The 14,594-nt window shown below is 75.0% G+C and carries 14 protein-coding genes and 1 pseudogene; 5 read left to right on the forward strand and 10 right to left on the reverse strand.

Annotation, left to right across the window (positions count from 1 at the left end):
* Positions 1 to 53 precede the first annotated feature (53 nt).
* From KPF47_RS21485 to KPF47_RS40320, 4 genes and pseudogenes are all read right to left on the reverse strand, one after another.
* On the reverse strand, positions 54 to 476 hold the full coding sequence (locus KPF47_RS21485; protein WP_224390582.1) for a nitroreductase/quinone reductase family protein: 423 nt from the start codon (positions 474 to 476) through the stop codon (positions 54 to 56).
* 12 nt (positions 477 to 488) lie between these two features.
* Positions 489 to 1,199: a M50 family metallopeptidase gene (locus KPF47_RS21490; protein WP_224390583.1), complete on the reverse strand. Its 711-nt coding sequence runs from the start codon at positions 1,197 to 1,199 to the stop codon at positions 489 to 491.
* Positions 1,200 to 1,225: 26 nt separating this feature from the next.
* Positions 1,226 to 1,777 (reverse strand): LLM class flavin-dependent oxidoreductase, encoded by a 552-nt coding sequence (locus KPF47_RS39000; RefSeq protein ID WP_308015466.1) that lies wholly within the window; start codon positions 1,775 to 1,777, stop codon positions 1,226 to 1,228.
* Between the two features lie 76 nt (positions 1,778 to 1,853).
* Positions 1,854 to 2,177, reverse strand: a pseudogene (locus tag KPF47_RS40320) (LLM class flavin-dependent oxidoreductase); the annotation flags it as partial.
* Here KPF47_RS40320 and KPF47_RS21500 point away from each other — a divergent pair.
* The gene (locus KPF47_RS21500; RefSeq protein WP_224390584.1) at positions 2,165 to 3,130 is read left to right on the forward strand and encodes a MerR family transcriptional regulator; all 966 of its coding nucleotides are present in this window, start codon (positions 2,165 to 2,167) and stop codon (positions 3,128 to 3,130) included. The pseudogene KPF47_RS40320 and the gene KPF47_RS21500 overlap by 13 nt on opposite strands.
* Here the strand turns inward: KPF47_RS21500 and KPF47_RS21505 are convergent.
* Complete coding sequence (locus KPF47_RS21505) at positions 3,109 to 6,144, reverse strand: bifunctional [glutamine synthetase] adenylyltransferase/[glutamine synthetase]-adenylyl-L-tyrosine phosphorylase (protein ID WP_224390585.1); 3,036 nt, start codon at positions 6,142 to 6,144, stop codon at positions 3,109 to 3,111. The genes KPF47_RS21500 and KPF47_RS21505 overlap by 22 nt on opposite strands.
* 68 nt (positions 6,145 to 6,212) lie before the next feature.
* A complete protein-coding gene (locus KPF47_RS21510) occupies positions 6,213 to 6,662 on the reverse strand; it encodes a Rid family hydrolase (RefSeq protein ID WP_224390586.1) in 450 nt (149 codons plus the stop codon).
* 44 nt (positions 6,663 to 6,706) lie between these two features.
* Between KPF47_RS21510 and KPF47_RS21515 the strand changes: the two genes are divergently transcribed.
* The gene (locus tag KPF47_RS21515) at positions 6,707 to 7,189 is read left to right on the forward strand and encodes a MarR family winged helix-turn-helix transcriptional regulator (RefSeq protein WP_224390587.1); all 483 of its coding nucleotides are present in this window, start codon (positions 6,707 to 6,709) and stop codon (positions 7,187 to 7,189) included.
* Positions 7,190 to 7,236: 47 nt separating this feature from the next.
* Positions 7,237 to 8,451 carry an FAD-dependent monooxygenase gene (locus tag KPF47_RS21520; protein ID WP_224390588.1) on the forward strand — a complete coding sequence of 405 codons (1,215 nt, stop codon included), beginning with the start codon at positions 7,237 to 7,239 and terminating at the stop codon, positions 8,449 to 8,451.
* Here KPF47_RS21520 and KPF47_RS21525 read toward each other — a convergent pair.
* The 3 genes from KPF47_RS21525 to KPF47_RS21535 all read right to left on the reverse strand — a co-directional run bounded on the left by KPF47_RS21525 (position 8,448) and on the right by KPF47_RS21535 (position 11,992).
* On the reverse strand, positions 8,448 to 8,936 hold the full coding sequence (locus KPF47_RS21525) for a cupin domain-containing protein (protein WP_224390589.1): 489 nt from the start codon (positions 8,934 to 8,936) through the stop codon (positions 8,448 to 8,450). The genes KPF47_RS21520 and KPF47_RS21525 overlap by 4 nt on opposite strands.
* Positions 8,933 to 10,276 (reverse strand): type I glutamate--ammonia ligase, encoded by a 1,344-nt coding sequence (gene glnA / locus KPF47_RS21530; RefSeq protein ID WP_224390590.1) that lies wholly within the window; start codon positions 10,274 to 10,276, stop codon positions 8,933 to 8,935. The genes KPF47_RS21525 and glnA overlap by 4 nt, the downstream gene beginning before the upstream one ends.
* A 93-nt stretch (positions 10,277 to 10,369) precedes the next feature.
* Complete coding sequence (locus tag KPF47_RS21535) at positions 10,370 to 11,992, reverse strand: alpha/beta hydrolase (RefSeq protein WP_224390593.1); 1,623 nt, start codon at positions 11,990 to 11,992, stop codon at positions 10,370 to 10,372.
* Between the two features lie 178 nt (positions 11,993 to 12,170).
* Between KPF47_RS21535 and panB the strand changes: the two genes are divergently transcribed.
* Positions 12,171 to 13,025 carry a 3-methyl-2-oxobutanoate hydroxymethyltransferase gene (gene panB / locus KPF47_RS21540; RefSeq protein WP_224390596.1) on the forward strand — a complete coding sequence of 285 codons (855 nt, stop codon included), beginning with the start codon at positions 12,171 to 12,173 and terminating at the stop codon, positions 13,023 to 13,025.
* Here the strand turns inward: panB and KPF47_RS21545 are convergent.
* The gene (locus tag KPF47_RS21545; RefSeq protein ID WP_224390597.1) at positions 13,016 to 14,242 is read right to left on the reverse strand and encodes a glutamate-cysteine ligase family protein; all 1,227 of its coding nucleotides are present in this window, start codon (positions 14,240 to 14,242) and stop codon (positions 13,016 to 13,018) included. The two genes, panB and KPF47_RS21545, sit on opposite strands and share 10 nt — an antisense overlap.
* Positions 14,243 to 14,424: 182 nt before the next feature.
* Here KPF47_RS21545 and KPF47_RS21550 point away from each other — a divergent pair, with 182 nt between their 5' ends.
* The gene (locus KPF47_RS21550) at positions 14,425 to 14,592 is read left to right on the forward strand and encodes a hypothetical protein (protein WP_224390599.1); all 168 of its coding nucleotides are present in this window, start codon (positions 14,425 to 14,427) and stop codon (positions 14,590 to 14,592) included.
* Positions 14,593 to 14,594 lie beyond the last annotated feature (2 nt).

A 14,594-nucleotide genomic window follows, 5' to 3' on the forward strand; every position in this document is an offset into this window, starting at 1 on the left:
CATCACCGTGGCGCGCGTGCCCACCCCGGCCTCACGCTCCGGGCAGTGCGCGGTCAGCGCCGGCGCAGGCCCACCAGCGGGATCGTCCGGTCGGTCCGGCGCTCGTAGTCGGCGAACCCGCCGTTGTTCTCCTTGATCCAGGTCCAGACCCGGTCGCGGTCGGCCTCGTCGAGCTCGCTCGCGTGCACCTGCACGGTCTCGACCGCGCCCTCGCCGTCGGAGATCTCGGCGGTGACGTCGGGGTGCGCCATCAGGTTGTGGAACCAGGCCGGGTGGCGGGGCGCGCCGGCCGCGGAGGCGACCACGACCCAGCGGTCGCCGTCGGCGAACCAGCGCAGCGGCGCGATCCGCTCGGCGCCGCTCTTCGCGCCGATGTGGTGGACCAGGATCATCGGCAGGCCGGTGAACGGCTCCCCGACCCGGCCGTCGTTCTCGCGGAACTCGCGGATCACCCTGGTGTTGAAGTCCTCTGCCATTCCTCGATGCTGTCAGGCGGGCGCCCCACCGGGGGCGAAGACGACCCAGCATGCGGCGAGCGTCGCCGCGGACGCGACGAGGACGAACAGCGACGCCCACGCCCCGCCGCCGAGCGGGGTCAGCTCGGCGAGCCGATCGGCGTCGGAGTGCCGCAGCCGCCCCCCGCGACGGCCCCGGCGCAGCTCCAGGCAGACCTTCACACCGCCGAACAGCAGGAACCAGGCGAGCGCGGCGGCGAAAGCGGTGCGCAGGTCGTCCGGGGCGCGCAGGGCGACGAGCACGAGCACGGCTCCGGTGGCCACGACGGCCAGCCCCCCGTAGAGGTTGCGGATCTGCAGCAGGGTGACGGCGAGCAGGCCCACCGCGATCCACAGCATCGCCTGCGCGGCGTCGGCCGCGACGAGCACCGCGCCGCCCAGCCCGAGCAGCGGGGGGAACACGTACCCGGCGACGAACATCGCGACCACCCCGGGCCCGCGCCCGGCACCGGTGGAGTGCGTGACGCCGGAGGAGTCGGCGTGCAGCCTGATCCCGGTCAGCCCGCGCCCGACCAGCACCGCGACGAGCGCATGCCCACCCTCGTGCGCGATCGTCACCGCCGTGCGGGTCAGCCGCCAGCTGGGCCGCCACGCGACGACGGCCAGCGCGACCAGCGCCGCGAGCAGCGACGCCGGCCGGGCGGCGACGAGCTCGTAGCCGCGGGTGATCACGTCGAGGTCCACCGGACCAGTGAACCAGCGGGCCCCGGTCACACCGCGGCGAGGATCTCCTCCACCGCGGCGAGCGCGGTCGTGGTGTCGCCGGCCAGGTACATGAGGTCGACGAAGGCGTGCTCGACATCGGTGTCGGCGGCGACCCGGCGCAGCACCGCGGCCGCGTCGGCCGCGGTCTCGCCGGGCTGCGGGTTGACCCGCAGGACCGCACCGACGGCGTCGGCGGCCCGCCCGGCGGCGACGGCGGCCTCCCGCAGCTGCGACCAGGGCGTCGACACGGCGGCGTCGAGGTCGGTGGTGGCGGTCCCGGCGACGGGCAGGAAGCCGTCGGCGCGTTCGGCGATCCGCCGTCGCGCGCGGGGCGCCCACCCGGCGAGGTAGACCGGGACCCGCCCGGACGTCGGCCTGGCGTGCACGTGCGAGGGCGCGACGGTGGCGAAGCGTCCGTCGAAGGCCACCGGGTCGGTGCCCCACCAGGCGTCGAACAGGTCGAGGGCGTCGTCGAGGCGGGCGCCGCGCTCGGACATGGGGACGCCGACGGCGGCGTACTCCTCCGGGGCCCAGCCGGTGCCGAGGCCCAGCAGCAGCCGCCCGCCGGAGAGCGGCGTCGAGGGTGGTGGCCTGGCGGGCGAGCAGCGCGGCGGGGTACCAGGGCGCGTTCAGCGTGCTGGTGCCCAGCTGCACCCGGGAGGTGACCGCGGCCGCCGCCGTCAGCAGGGCCATCGGGTCGTGCGCACTGCCGAACTCGGCCGGCACGCTGCCGGGTCCACCCGGGCCGCCGCCGTAGCCGATGGCCGGGTCGACCGCGACGAGCAGCCGGTCACCGGTCCACAGGCTCGCCGCGCCGCGCTCCTCCGCACCGGCCGCGAACTCCGCGGTCCGGTCGATCTGCGCGGCCGCCGCACCGAACTGCGGGACCGAGAATCCGATTCGCACTTGACCTCCAGTCGCTGGAACCCCCGAGGCTGTACCCCGTGACCGCACCACGTCCTGATGATCACCCTGTCACGCTGACGATCGGGCAGCTCGCCCGGCGCAGCGGGGTCGCGGTGCGCACGCTCCGGTTCTGGTCGGACGAGGGGCTCGTCCCCGCCGACCGCGACGGAGCGGGCCACCGTGTCTACGGGGCGGCCGCGGTCGCCCGGCTCGATCTCGTGCGCACCCTGCGCGAGCTCGGCCTGGGCCTGGACGACGTGCGCGCCGTGCTGTCCCGCCGACGGGGGGTCGGCGAGATCGCGGCGGCACACGTACGGGCCCTGGACGACCGGATCCGGGAGCTGCGGGCCCAGCGGGCGGTGTGCGCGCTGCTCGCCCGCGGCGCACCCGGTGACCTCCCACCCGACGAACGGAGCGTGACCCTGATGAACGACCTCGCCCGGCTGTCCGCGGCCCAGCGGCAGCACCTGATCGACGAGTTCGTGAGCGAGGCCTTCGCCGGCATCGACGCCGACGCGCCCGGTGCGGGCATCGCCACCGCGATGCGGTCGATGCCGGCCGAGCTGCCCGACGACCCGACCCCCGAGCAGGTCGGGGCCTGGGTGGAGCTGGCCGAGCTGGTCGGCGCCCCGGGCTTCCGGGCCCGCTGCCGGGAGATGGCCGTCGCCGGCGCCACCGTCGCCGAGCACCGCGAGCGGCAGGCCGACCCGGCCGCGGTGGCCGAACACGCCGGCGGCGCGCTCGCCGCGGGGGTCGACCCGGCCTCGCCCGCGGCGGCCGCGGCGCTGGCGCGGATCCCCGGCGTCGCCGGGCTGCCGGCGGCCGACCGGACCGCCTGGGCCGACACGGTCGAGCTGTTCGCCGACCGTCGCGTCGAGCGGTACTGGACGCTGCTCGGGGTGCTCAACGACTGGCCGGCGCGGGAGCCGGCGATCCCGGCGTACGAGTGGTTCGCCGCCGCGCTGCGCGCCGCACCGGTCGGTCAGTCCTCCGACCAGCCGTAGAACACCCGCTCGACGACCGCCCGGGCGCGCCGCGTGACGCGCTTGTAGTCGTCGAGGAACTCTCCCGGGTCGCCGCCGGCGGGGTACCCGAGTGCGGTGGCCACGGCGGCCAGCTCCCGTCCCGAACGCGGGAGCTGGTCGCCGGGCTTGCCCTTGACCAGCATGATCGCGTTGCGGGCCGCGGTCGCGGTGCGCCAGCCCTCCTCGAGCTCGGCCGCGTCCCCGGCGCTGATCAGCCCGGCCTCGGCGGCCTCGCGCAGCCCGTCCAACGTCGACGGGGTGCGCAGCTCGGGCAGGTCCCCGGCGTGCTGGAGCTGCAGCAGCTGCACCGTCCACTCGACGTCGGCGAGCCCGCCCAGGCCGAGCTTCGTGTGGGTGGAGCGGTCCGCCCCGCGGGGCAGGCGCTCGGCGTCGACCCGGGCCTTGATCCGGCGGATCTCCGACACCGACGCCGCCGACAACCCGTCCGCCGGGTAGCGGATCGGGTCGACCAGCGCGGTGAACTCCCGGCCCAGCGTCCGGTCCCCCGCGATCGGCCGGGACCGCAGCAGCGCCTGGGCCTCCCACACCTCGCCCCAGCGGGCGTAGTACTCGCGGTAGGAGGCGAGCGTGCGGACCATCGGTCCGGAGCGCCCCTCCGGGCGCAGGTCTGCGTCGACCGGAAGCGCCGGGTCCGGGCTCGGGGAGCCCAGCAGCCGTCGCACCCGTTCGACGACGCGGGTCGCCCACCGCACCGCGGTGTGGTCGTCGACCCCCTCGGCCGGCGCGCAGACGAACATGACGTCGGCGTCGCTGCCGTAGCTCGACTCGCCGCCGCCGAGACGCCCCATCCCGATCACCGACAGGACGGCGGGCCGCTCGGTCTCCGCCCGCAGCACCGCATCCAGCGTCGCGGCCAGTACCGCCTCGTTCACCGAGTTCAGCGCCGCGCAGACGGCGTCGACGGGCAGCAGGCCGAGCAGGTCGGCACAGGCGATCCGCAGCATCTCGTGGCGGCGGTAGGACCGCGCCGAGGCGACCGCTGCCTCCGGGGTGTGCTGCCGGGCCACGGTGGTGCGCAGCGCCATCGACACCTCGGCCGGATCCCGGGTCAGCTCCGGGCTCTGCACCCCCGAGGAGGTCGCGAGCATCCGCAGGACCTCCGGGGCGCGGGCCAGCAGGTCCGGGACCAGCGCCGACGTGCCGAGCAGCGTCATCAGCCGCTGTGCGACCGCGCCCTCGTCGCGGAGCAGGCGCAGGTACCAGGGGGTGTCGGCGAGCGCCTCGGAAACCCGCCGGTAGGCGAGCAGGCCGCGGTCGGGGTCCGGGCTGCGCGACAGCGAGTCCAGCAGCACCGGAAGCAGGGCGCGCTGGATCGACGCGGCCCGCGACACCCCGCCGGTGAGCGCCCGCAGGTGCCCCAGCGCCCCCTCCGGCGACGCCCAGCCCAGCGCCTTCATCCGCGCCCGTGCCGCCTCCGGGGACAGCACGGCGTCGGCGCCGTCGGCGGCCAGCCGCGACACCGCCGACAGCAGCGGCCGGTAGAACAGCTTCTCGTGGAGCCGGGTGACGCGGCGGGCGTTGCGCTGCCACTCGTCGACCAGCACCCCGACGACGTCGCGGCGGCCGTCCGGGCGGATCCGCGCGGCCCGGGCGAGCCAGCGCAGCCCGTCGGTGTCGTCGGCGGCCGGGAGCAGGTGGGTGCGGCGCAGCTTCTGCAGCTGCAGCCGGTGCTCCAGCAGGCGCAGGAACCGGTAGGAGGCGGCGAGGTTGGCGCCGTCGTCGCGGCCGACGTAGCCGCCCTCGGACAGCGCGGCGAGCGCGACCAGGGTGGTGCCCGAGTGCAGGGTGTCGTCGCCGCGGCCGTGCACCAGCTGCAGCAGCTGCACGGCGAACTCGACGTCGCGCAGCCCGCCGCGGCCCAGCTTCAGCTCCCGTTCCCGCTGTTCGGACGGGATGTTCTCGATGACCCGGGCACGCATGGCCTGCACCTCGGCGACGAAGTCGTCCCGGGTGGAGGCCTGCCAGACCATCGGCGAGAGCGCCTCGACGTAGGCCCGGCCGAGCTCGGCGTCCCCGGCGATCGGCCGGGCCTTGAGCAGGGCCTGGAACTCCCAGGTCTTCGCCCACCGCTTGTAGTAGGCGACGTGCCCGTCGAGGGTCCGCACCAGCGCGCCCTGGCGGCCCTCGGGCCGCAGGTTCGCGTCGACCTCGAAGCAGGCCTCCCCCGCGATGCGCATGACCCGCGACGCCAGCTTCGTCGCGGGTGCGGCGAGCTCACCGCCGGGCTCGGCGACGAACACGACGTCGACGTCGGAGACGTAGTTGAGCTCGCGCCCGCCGCACTTGCCGAGGCCGATGACCGCCAGGCGCAGCTCGTCGGGCGGGTCCAGCTCGGCGGCGGCCACCGCCAGCGCCGCCGAGACCGCGGCCTCGGCGAGGTCGGCGAGCTGCGCGGCGACGTCGTCGACCTCCATCACCGGCAGCGTGGGGTCCCCGACCGCGGCCAGGTCGGCCGAGGCGAGGCCGAGCAGCTCGTCGCGGTAGGCGGTGCGCAGCGCCGCCACGGCCTCGGCCCCGGTCAGCGGGGCCCGCGCCCCGCCGACGGTGCCCGGGCGCGGGGCGTCCGGGTCGGCACCGACCGCGCGGAGCAGGTTCGCGCTGCGCCGGGCCAGGTCCGGCGGCAGGTTCCCGCGCTCGGCGGTGTCGGCGAGCAACGGCCAGCGGTCCGGGTGCCCGACGAGGTGGTCGCCCAGCGCCGTCGACGACCCCAGGGTCGCGAACAGCCGGCCACGCAGGCCGCGGTCGGTGCGCAGCGCCCGGTCGATCGCGGGCCACGGGGCGGTCTGCGCGAGCCGCTCGACCGCCCGCAGCGCGAGGGACTGGTCGGGGCTGCGGGCCAGCGCCCACATGATCTCCTCGCAGCCCGGGGCCGGCCCGTCGCCGGCCCACCAGCCCAGACCGCGCAGGGTCGTGGCCGCGTCCTCACCGGTGAGGCCGAGCCGGGCCAGCGATGTCCCCGTGCGCCGATCCATGACCGGTGATCCTGCCCCATCACCGCGGGGTCACGGTGCCCACCGTCCGCCCGGCAGCCCCGGACGGGTCAGTCCCGCCCGGTGCGCTCCGGTTCGATCAGCGCGGTCACCCGGATCTCGACGCGCATCGCGGCGAGCCCGAGCGCGGTCACCCCGGTCTGCGTCCACACCGGTGCGCGTCCGCCGGTACGCACCCGGAACTCGCGGGTCATGACGTCGTTGTGGTCCGCACCGATCGCCGCCTCCCCCGGGGCGACGCGGTGGTAGGAGTTCACGTGCACCACGTCCGCCCAGGTCGCGCCGGCCTCGGCGAGGGTGCGGGCCACGTTGTCGAAGGCCGCGACGATCTCGGCCTCCAGGTCCTGCGGGACGGCGAAGGCGTCGTCCCAGCCGCCCTGGCCGGAGGTCTCGACCCGGTTCCCGATGCGGACGGCCTGGCTGTAGCCGAGCAGGTCCCGGGCGGCCTCACCGTAGCCGGGGGTCAGGTGGAAGGTCGGTCGGTCATTTACTTCAAGCATGAATTCAATCTACAAGTGATTGACGGCGTTGTACAGTCCGGCCGGTGGAGGACCGACCCGCCGAGCCCGACGCCGCACCCCGGTGGCTGGACGCGCAGGACAAGGCCGCCTGGACCGGCGTCGCGTCGATGATCATGCTGCTGCCCGGGCGCCTGGAGGCCCCGCTGCAGCGCGAGCACGGGCTGAGCCTGTTCGAGTACCTGACGCTGAGCCACATGTCCGAGGCACCGGAGCGCCGGCTGCGGATGGGCGAGCTCGCGTTCCTCACCAACGGTTCGCAGTCCCGGCTGTCGAACGTCGTCAAGCGGCTGGAGGGCCGCGGCTGGGTGCGACGCTCCCCCGACCCCGGCGACGGCCGCTACACCCTGGCCGCGCTCACCGACGACGGCCTCGCCGTCGTGCGGGCCGCCGCGCCGACCCACCTGCGCACCGTGCGCGAGCTGGTCCTCGACCGGCTCGGCGACGACGACCGCGCCGTGCTGGGCCGCATCACCGACACCCTGGCCCTGGCCTTCCCCCGCCCCTGAGACGTGCACCGCCGACCGCCGACCGACACCCGTCCAGGAGGACCCCCGTGCACGTGTTGATCGCCGGAGGCGGGATCGGCGGGCTCACCACCGCGCTCGCCCTGCACCGGGTCGGGATCGGGTCGACCGTGTTCGAGCAGGGCTCCGGCGCGGGCGAGCTCGGCGTCGGGTTCAACCTGCTCCCGCACGCCGTGCGGGTACTCCACGACCTCGGGCTCGCCGAGGACCTGGCCGCGGTCGGGATCGCGACGACCGACCTCACCTACGCCCACCGGCTCGGACAGCCGATCCTGCGGCGCCCCTGCGGGGTGGCGGCCGGGTTCGCCGTCCCCCAGGTCGCCGGGCACCGCGGCCGGGTGCACCGGATGCTCGCCGACGCCGTGCGGGACCGGCTCGGGCCGGACGCGGTCCGCACCCGGCACCGGGTGGCCGCCGTCGCCGACGACCGTGACGGGGTGCGGGTGCGCTTCACCGACCCGGCGACGCCGGAGGCGACCGGTGACGTGCTGGTCGGCGCGGACGGCATCCACTCCGCGGTGCGGACGGGCCTGTTCCCTGGGGAGGGGCCGCCGCACTGGAACGGGGTGTCGATGTGGCGCGGGGCGACGGACTGGCCGGCGTTCCGCGGGGGCCGCTCGATGGTGGTCGCGGGCGGGAACGCGGCCAAGCTCGTCGTCTACCCGGTCGGCGCCGGGTCCGCGCCCGGCACCGTGCTCACGAACTGGGCGGTGTGCATCGCGACCGGCGTCGACGGCGACCCGGCCCCGCAGCGGCAGGACTGGTCACGGCCCGCCGACCGCGAGGAGACCCTCGCCCACGCCCGCCGCTTCCAGCTCGACGACGTCGACCACCTCGCCCTGATCGCCGCGACACCCGGCATCTTCGGGTTCCCGATGTGCGACCGGGACCCGCTGCCGCACTGGTCCCGCGGCCGGGTCACGCTGCTCGACGACGCCGCGCACCCGATGGTCCCGATGGGCTCCAACGGCGCGGGCCAGGCGATCCTCGACGCCGCCTCGCTCGCCGGACACCTGTCGGCGGCCGCCACCCCGCAGGCGGCGCTGGCCGCCTCCCAGGCCGAGCGGCTGCCGACGACCGCCGAGGTCGTGCTGCGCAACCGGATGGGGGGCCCGGAGCGGGTCATCGACGAGGTCGAGCGACGCGCCCCCGACGGCTTCGACGACCTGGACGCGGTGATCACCGGCGACGAGCTCGAGGAGATCTTCGCCGGCTACCACCGCGCGTCGGGCAACACCCGCTAGTCGGCCCCGGGGACGCTGCCCGGCGGCAGGAACTCGACGTCGTGGCGCGCCGACTGCCGGACGACCTCGGCCGGGTCGGTGAGGTCGTGCAGCCGGTCGAACAGCGACGCCAGCCGCCCGGCCGGGCTCACCCAGAACAGCGCCCGGGCGTCGGCGTCGCCCTTGTTGTAGTACGCGTGCGGGAGCCCCTTGGGCATCAGCACGGTGTCGCCCGGCCCGGCCTTCTCCCACTGCCCGTCGAGGTAGAGGGTGAACACCCCGTCGAGCACGTGGATGTGCTCGTCCTGGGTGGTGTGCACGTGCGGCGGCACCCCGGTGCCCGGCGGGTCGAGGGTCTCGAAGGCGAAGCTGGTCGCGCTGACCGCCTTCGCCCAGTAGGTGTGGCCCAGCACGTTCCACACCCGCGTGTGCTGTCCCTCGCCGGCCCGTGTGATGCCCTTCGGCAGCGGGCCCAGGATGATCTCTTCTGCGTCGAAGCCGCTCACAGGACCGGAAGGTACGTGGCGAGCTCGTGCGGTGTCACGTTCCGGCGGTAGGCGTCCCACTCGGCGCGCTTGTTGCGCAGGAAGAAGTCGAACACGTGCTCGCCGAGGTACTCGGCGACCAGCTCACTGCGCTCCATGACGTCGAGGGCCTCGGTCAGGTTCTGCGGGAGCAGCTCGTAGCCCAGCGCGCGGCGCTCGGTGTCGGTCAGGGCCCACACGTCGTCCTCGGTGGGCGGGGGCAGCTCGTACCCCTTCTGGATGCCGGTCAGACCGGCACCCAGGATGACCGCGTAGGCGAGGTAGGGGTTGCACGCGGAGTCCAGCGTGCGGACCTCGACCCGGCGCGAGGACGACTTGCCCGGGGAGTACATCGGCACCCGGACCAGGGCGGACCGGTTCGCGTGGCCCCAGGACACCGCGGTCGGGGCCTCGCCGCCGGTGATGAGCCGCTTGTAGGAGTTGACCCACTGGTTGGTGACGGCGGTGATCTCGCGGGCGTGCTTGAGCACCCCGGCGACGAACGCCTTGCCGGTCGCGGAGAGCTCGTAGGGGTCGTCCGGGTCGTGGAAGGCGTTGTGGTCGCCCTCGAACAGCGAGAAGTGGGTGTGCATCGCCGAGCCGGGGTGCTCGGAGAACGGCTTGGGCATGAACGAGGCCCGCACGCCCTGGGTGAGCGCGACCTCCTTCACGACGTAGCGGAACGTCATGAGGTTGTCGGCCATCGTCAGCGCGTCGGCGTAGCGCAGGTCGATCTCCTGCTGGCCGGGGCCGCCCTCGTGGTGGGAGAACTCCACCGAGATGCCCATCGACTCCAGCGTCTCGATCGTGTTCCGCCGGAAGTGCGGGGCGACGTCGTGGCTGGCCTGGTCGAAGTAACCGCCGGAGTCCGCCGGGACGGGGCGGGTGCCGTCGTCGGGCAGGTCGCGGAGCAGGTAGAACTCGATCTCCGGGTGCACGTAGCAGGTGAACCCGGCCTCGCCCGCCTTGTTCAGCGCACGGGTCAGCACGTGCCGCGGGTCGGCCCAGGACGGCGACCCGTCGGGCATGGCGATGTCGCAGAACATCCGGGCGGAGTAGTGCTCGCCGGAGGCGGTCTCCCAGGGCAGGACCTGGAACGTGGACGGGTCGGGCTTGGCGACCATGTCGGACTCGTAGACGCGGGCGAAGCCCTCGATGGCCGACCCGTCGAAGCCGATCCCCTCGGCGAAGGCGCCCTCCAGCTCGGCCGGGGCCACCGCCACCGACTTGAGGTAGCCGAGCACGTCCGTGAACCAGAGACGGACGAAACGGATATCGCGTTCCTCGAGCGTGCGGAGCACGAACTCCTGCTGGCGGTCCATGCGGCGGAGCCTAGGAACCCCGTGTTACGCGGACGTTACCGGGGTGTGCGAGCGACCCGGTCGTGGTCGCCCGCACACCCCGCGCGACGGGCCTCAGCCGGCCGCGAGCGTGCACTCCGCGCCCTGCGGCGGGAGCGTGAGGTTCACCAGGTAGTCGATCGCGAACCGGTCGGTGCACGCGTCACCCTGCAACGACGCGGTGTGCTGGTTGCCGTTGACCTTGATCAGGCTGCCGCCCAGCTGCTGGGCCAGGTCGACCCCGGCCTGGTACGGGGTGGCCGGGTCACCGGTGACCGACACCACGACGACCGGCGGGAGCCCGTCGACCTGGGGCGTGTGCGGCTCGCTGGTGGGCGGGACCGGCCAGAACGCGCACGCGTCGCGGGCACCGACCGGGCCGCGCCCGGTGGAACGGAACGGGGCGGCCTCGTCGGCCCGCGTGGCCAGCTCCAGGGCCTCCGAGGGTTCCTTGAGCGCAGGCTGGTTCACGCAGCTGATCGACTGGAAGGCCTGCAGCATGTTCGAGTAGCGACCCTGCTCGTCGCGCTCGTAGTAGAGGTCGGCCAGGCGCATCAGCAGGTCGCCGTTGCCGTTCGCGACCTGCGAGATCCCCTGCTGCAGCGCGGGCCACAGCTGCGAGACGTAGAGGGCCTGGCTGACGCCGGTCTGGGCGTCGGCGAAGCTCAGGACCCGCCCGTCGCCCACCTTCGCGGGCGTGTCGATCAGCGGCCGCATGACCGTCTGGAAGGCCTGGGTCGCCTTCGCCGGGTCGGTGCCCAGCGGGCAGCCGGGCCGGCTGGTGCAGTCCTTGGCGAAGTTGTCGAACGCGAGCTGGAACCCGGCGTTCTGCTTGACCGTGGAGTCGATGGTCGACTGCGTCGGGTCGATCGCGCCGTCGAGCAGCAGCGCCCGGACGTTCTGCGGGAACGCCTCGGCGTAGGCGGTGCCGAGCTCGGTGCCGTAGGAGAAGCCGGCGTAGGTCATCTTCTGGTCACCGGCGGCGGCCCGCATGACGTCCATGTCCTTGGCGACGTCACGGGTGCCGACGTTGGCCAGCACGTCGGCACCGGTGCGCTGGGTGCAGCGCTCGGCGAACTGCCGGCTGTCGGCCTCCGCCGCGGCGACCCCGGCGGGCGAGGGGTCCGCGAAGACCTTCGTGCGCTCCTCGTCGTTCTCCGCGTCGGTGAGGCACTGGATCTTCGGCAGACTGGCGCCGGTGCCGCGGGGGTCGAACCCGACCAGGTCGAACCGGTCCCCCAGGCCGTTCGTGGCCCAGGTGGAGGCCTGGCGCGCCACGAAGGACGTGCCCGAGGCGCCGGGGCCGCCCGGGTCGGCGAACAGCGAGCCGATCTTCGCGCCGGTCGCCTTCTTGCGCAGCAGCGCGATCTGCATCGTCTTCCCGTCGCCGGGCTGGGCGTAGTCCTGCGGGACGGTCACCCGGGTGCAGTCGAACTGCGGGTCGGCGTAGGTCTGCGCGTCGTCCGCGGTGGGGGCGTAGTCGTTGCAGGGGCCCCACTGCAGCTGCTGGTCGTAGAACTGCGCCAGCTCCGGCGGGTTCTGCGCGGCCTGCGGCTGGTCCCCGGTGCCCGCGTCGGCACAGGCCCCGACCAGGACGAGGGTGGCCGCACCGAGCACGGTGAGCGCGGCCGGACGCATCCGCCTGCGGGCCGGTGCCTCTCGTCGGTGGGCACGTGGTCGCAACAGCCGAGGGAGCATGACGGTGAGCATGCCACCGACCCCCGACGGTGACCGGTCGCGGGTCGTCGCCCGGGTGAGGGTGCCCACACCACGGGGCGGTCCGGGCCCGTGCGCTGCCACCCTGGCGTCCGCCATCGACGGCGAACCCGGGGACCCACGACCAGCGTGGGCCTCGAGGCACGGAAGGAGCTCACCGGTGAGCACACAGGAGAGCGGAGAGGTGGCGGCCCCGTACCGGGCGCCCGCGACCCCGCCCAGGCGGACCCGCGTCCACCACCTGCTGCAGTGGAAGCAGGAGGGTCGGCGCTGGCCCATGCTGACCGCCTACGACGTCTACTCCGCCGAGATCTTCGACGACGCCGGCATCCCGGTGCTGCTCGTCGGCGACTCCGCGGGCAACAACGTGTTCGGTCACGACAACACCATCCCGGTCACGGTCGACGACCTGGTCCCGCTGACCCGCGCCGTCGTGCGCGGCGCCCGCAGCGCACTCGTCGTGGCCGACCTGCCCTTCGGCAGCTACCAGATCTCCCCTGCGCAGGCGCAGGAGACCGCGTTCCGGTTCATGAAGGAGGGCGGGGCACACGCGGTCAAGCTGGAGGGCGGGGCGCGGTTCGCACCGCAGGTCGAGGCGCTCACCGCCTCGGGGGTGCCGGTGATGGGCCACCTCGGGTTCACCCCGCAGAGCGAGCACGCGCTGGGCGGGTTCCGCATCCAGGGCCGCGGCGACGCGGCCGACCGGCTCGTCGAGGACGCGCTGGCGGTGCAGGAGGCCGGCGCGTTCGCCGTCGTGCTGGAGATGGTCCCCGCCGACGTCGCCAAGCGGGTGACCGGGGAGCTCCGCATCCCGACCGTCGGCATCGGCGCCGGGCCCGACTGCGACGCCCAGGTGCTGGTGTGGTCGGACATGGCCGGCATGAACCGCGGGAAGGTGCCGCGCTTCGTGAAGAAGTACGCCGAGCTGGGTACGGCACTGCACGACGCGGCGGCCGCGTTCGCCGCCGACGTCCGGCACGGCGAGTACCCCGCCGAGGAGCACAGCTACCGCTGAGCCGGACCGGGCCCCGGCGCGCCCCGCCGGGGCCCACCGGCCGGCCGGGTGCCGTCGGGGCACCCGGCGCCGCGCGACGGCGGGTGGCCGGCACCCGGGATGCCGCCGCCCGCGCGGTGGCGGACCAGCATCCGGGCCGCGGGGGTCTCGCGCCGCGCCAGCCGACGGGCCAGCGTCGCCAGCCGCGCGCCGTGGGCCTCGTCGCCGGCCACCGCGGCCGTCGCGGCGTCGAGGACGGCCTGCGACCCCGCCCGGACCGCGGGGTCCGACCAGCCCCGCAGCGCCGACCGGCGGTGCGCCGCCGCGTCCGGGGTGCGCCGGCGGCCGGGCAGGGTGTCGTCACGCAGCAGGCCGGTGAGCAGGCTCAGCAGCGCTGCGGGCAGGTCGGTGCCGACCCCGTCGGCCGGCTCCTCCCCCGGGACCACCGGGACGGCGTCGAAGGCCTTGAACTCGATCCGCCCCACCTCCCCCGGGATGCCGGCGTGCCGCGCGAGGCTGGGGTCGGTCACCGGCAGCGCGGCGTCGGGCGGCAGGTAGGCCAGCGCGGCCGGACGCGCCCCGGTGCGCCGTGCCGTGCGGGCCGACAGCCCGCCCCACGGGCGGCCGTCGCGGAACGGCGAGGAGAACGACCACGGCACCAGGTACGGGCTGTAGTAGGTCAGCTTCGCCGCCGCGTCGGTCAGCACTTCCGGGTCGGTGCCCGTCTCGGGGAACGACAGGTTCAGGTCCGGCCCCCAGGTGACCATGTGCAGGTGGGAGGTCCGTTCCTCCGGCGACGCGGCCATCAGCGCCCGCTCGTGGGCGTTGGGCGGCGGGTCCAGCCGGTAGACCGACAGCTCCGGGGGATGGCCGAACGCGACCGGACGCAACCCGTGCCGGGCGGCGACCCCGGCCAGCGTCCCGGCGTCGGCGACCAGCGCGTCGACCGCGGCCTCGACCGAGTCGTGCACGCAGGTGCGGATCTCGATGCCCTTCGGCTCGAACCGGAGCAGCTCGCCGTCGTCGCCGAGACGCTCGTAGCCCTCGGCGTACCACCGCTTGCGGCGGATGCCGGCATCGCCAATCCGCAGGTCCGACTGGTCGCCGGGCAGCTCCGGCAGCTCGTCGACGATCGCCGCGACCTGCGCGTGGGTCAGCGACCGGTGGTCGGCCACCGTCCCGTCCCCGCGTAGCAGCGCGAGCTCGTGCTCGAGCCCGTAGCGCGCCTCGCCCCGCATCGGTCACCCCCGGTCCCCGTCGTGGCACAGGACGTTACCGACGGCGGGCCGGGCGTGGCTGTGATCCGTCCCCGCCCCCGGCTCACCCGTTCCGCCCTGGACAACCCCGTGCCGAACGGTCAGCCTGGTGACGGCGGCCACGTCCACCAGGTGGCCGGGACCCGGAGCACACGGGAGGCGTCATGAGGCTGGGTCGCAAGATCTCCGAGGGATTCGCCGTGGACCACGAGGCCGACCGGGTGGCCGACGCCCAGGACCGCCCGCGTCCGGCGCGGGCCGTCGAGCCCGAGTTCACCGAGTGGACGCCGGCCGCCCCGCAGCCGGCGCACTCGGGGCCCCGCGAGGACTGACC

It is taken from the genome of Pseudonocardia sp. ICBG1293 (assembly GCF_020131355.1).
In the GTDB taxonomy this organism is placed as follows: Bacteria; Actinomycetota; Actinomycetes; order Mycobacteriales; family Pseudonocardiaceae; genus Pseudonocardia.

What these genes read in the sequence shown, in the direction of transcription:
- KPF47_RS21550 (WP_224390599.1), top strand. Translation starts at nt 14,425, where the DNA reads ATGAGGCTGGGTCGCAAGATCTCCGAGGGATTCGCCGTGGACCACGAG.
- KPF47_RS21485 (WP_224390582.1), bottom strand. Translation starts at nt 476, where the DNA reads ATGGCAGAGGACTTCAACACCAGGGTGATCCGCGAGTTCCGCGAGAAC.
- KPF47_RS21510 (WP_224390586.1), bottom strand. Translation starts at nt 6,662, where the DNA reads ATGCTTGAAGTAAATGACCGACCGACCTTCCACCTGACCCCCGGCTAC.
- KPF47_RS21535 (WP_224390593.1), bottom strand. Translation starts at nt 11,992, where the DNA reads ATGCTCCCTCGGCTGTTGCGACCACGTGCCCACCGACGAGAGGCACCG.
- KPF47_RS21545 (WP_224390597.1), bottom strand. Translation starts at nt 14,242, where the DNA reads ATGCGGGGCGAGGCGCGCTACGGGCTCGAGCACGAGCTCGCGCTGCTA.
- glnA (WP_224390590.1), bottom strand. Translation starts at nt 10,276, where the DNA reads ATGGACCGCCAGCAGGAGTTCGTGCTCCGCACGCTCGAGGAACGCGAT.
- KPF47_RS21505 (WP_224390585.1), bottom strand. Translation starts at nt 6,144, where the DNA reads ATGGATCGGCGCACGGGGACATCGCTGGCCCGGCTCGGCCTCACCGGT.